This is a genomic window from Psychromonas sp. (assembly GCF_983033635.1).
This window is the reverse complement of record NZ_CEZLMY010000151.1, coordinates 5,503-7,258: the sequence shown is the minus strand read 5'-3', so window position 1 is coordinate 7,258 and position 1,756 is coordinate 5,503. Positions and strand designations below refer to the sequence as shown.

Annotated in this window: 1 protein-coding gene; it reads left to right on the top strand. The window is 37.1% G+C overall.

The features are described 5' to 3' along the window. The first annotated feature begins 192 nt into the window (after window positions 1–192). A complete protein-coding gene (pykF, locus tag AC4GME_RS15105) occupies window positions 193–1,602 on the top strand; it encodes a pyruvate kinase PykF (RefSeq protein WP_490378259.1) in 1,410 nt (469 codons plus the stop codon). Window positions 1,603–1,756 lie beyond the last annotated feature (154 nt).

Sequence of the window (1,756 nt, the reverse complement as noted above, 5' to 3'; positions counted from 1 at the left end):
ATTAAATACAAACGACTGAAAATTACAAAAAGTTACAAAAAATTACAAAAAAGAATAAAAAGAGAGAAAAATTGATTAGAAATCATTTTTTTTAGAATTTTTTCTTGTAAAATGCGCCACATCGAAATATGGATATTATGAATTTTTTTTAAACTTGTAATAAAACAACACAATCATCCTTGGAGAATAACGGTGAGAAAAACAAAAATAGTTTGTACGATTGGTCCTAAATCAGAATCAAAAGAGATGCTAACGAAGTTAGTAAATAACGGCATGAATGTAATGCGCCTTAACTTTTCTCACGGTAATTTCGAAGAGCATGGTGCACGTATTACAACTATTCGTGAAATTTGCCAAGAAACTGGTAAAAACGTAGCTGTATTATTAGATACTAAAGGTCCTGAAATCCGTACAGTTAAACTTGCAAATGGTGATGATGTATTACTAACTGCAGGTCAAGAGTTCACATTAAGTACTGATCAAACAATCGTTGGTGATAACACTATCGTTGCAGTAACTTACGAAAACCTTACAAATGATTTAGTTGTAGGTAACACTGTACTGCTTGATGACGGTCTAATCGAAATGACAGTTAAAAGCATCACAGATACAAACGTTGTTTGTGAAGTGATGAATACTGGCGAACTTGGCGAAAACAAAGGTGTTAACTTACCTGGTGTTAAAGTTCAACTTCCAGCACTATCTGTTAAAGATAAAGGCGACTTAGTATTTGGTTGTGAGCAACAAGTTGATTTCATCGCAGCATCTTTCATTCGTAAGAAAGAAGACGTTTTAGAAATCCGTGAGCTATTAAAAGCAAACGGCGGCGAAAAGATCCAAATCATTTCTAAAATTGAAAACCAAGAAGGCGTTGATAACTTCGACGAAATCTTAGCTGTTTCTGACGCTATCATGGTTGCTCGTGGTGACTTAGGTGTTGAAATCGCAGTTGAAGAAGTAATCTTCGCACAGAAAATGATGATCGAAAAAGCAAATGCTGCGCGTAAGCCAGTAATCACAGCTACGCAAATGCTTGATTCAATGATCAAAAACCCTCGTCCAACACGTGCTGAAGCGGGTGATGTTGCAAATGCAATTATCGATGGTACAGATGCGGTAATGCTTTCTGGTGAGTCTGCTAAAGGTAAATACCCTGCAGAAGCTGTTGAAATCATGGCAACTATCTGTGAACGTACAGATGGCGTTATGCCAACTAGTACTGCATGTTCTAAATCTGCACTACGTATCACTGAAGCAGTATGTAGCGGTGCAGTAGTTAATGCTGAGCAACTTGGTGCGAAACTTATTATCGTAGCAACAGGTGAAGGTAAATCTGCACGTTCAGTGCGTAAATACTTCCCAACAGCTCAAATCTTAGCGCTAACAAGCAATGCTAAGACTCGCCAACAGTTAGCATTAACTAAAGGTGTTTCTGCTAAAGTTATCGAACAGCAAGATTCTATCGAAGCTTTCTACAAGTTAGGTATGGACTTCGCTAAAGAGCAAGGTTTAGTAGTAACTGGCGACAAAGTAGTTATCGTTTCTGGTGCTCTTGTTGCTTCAGGTACTACAAACACTTCTTCTGTACACGTTATTGCTTAATAACTAATTAATACAGAACAGCAAAGCAGCGTTTTATACGCTGCTTTTTTTTACCTGATTATCCGGTCATCAATAGGTTGCTTCAGGTACTACAAACACTTCTTCTGTACACGTTATTGTTTAATAACTAATTAATACAGAACAGCAAAGCAGC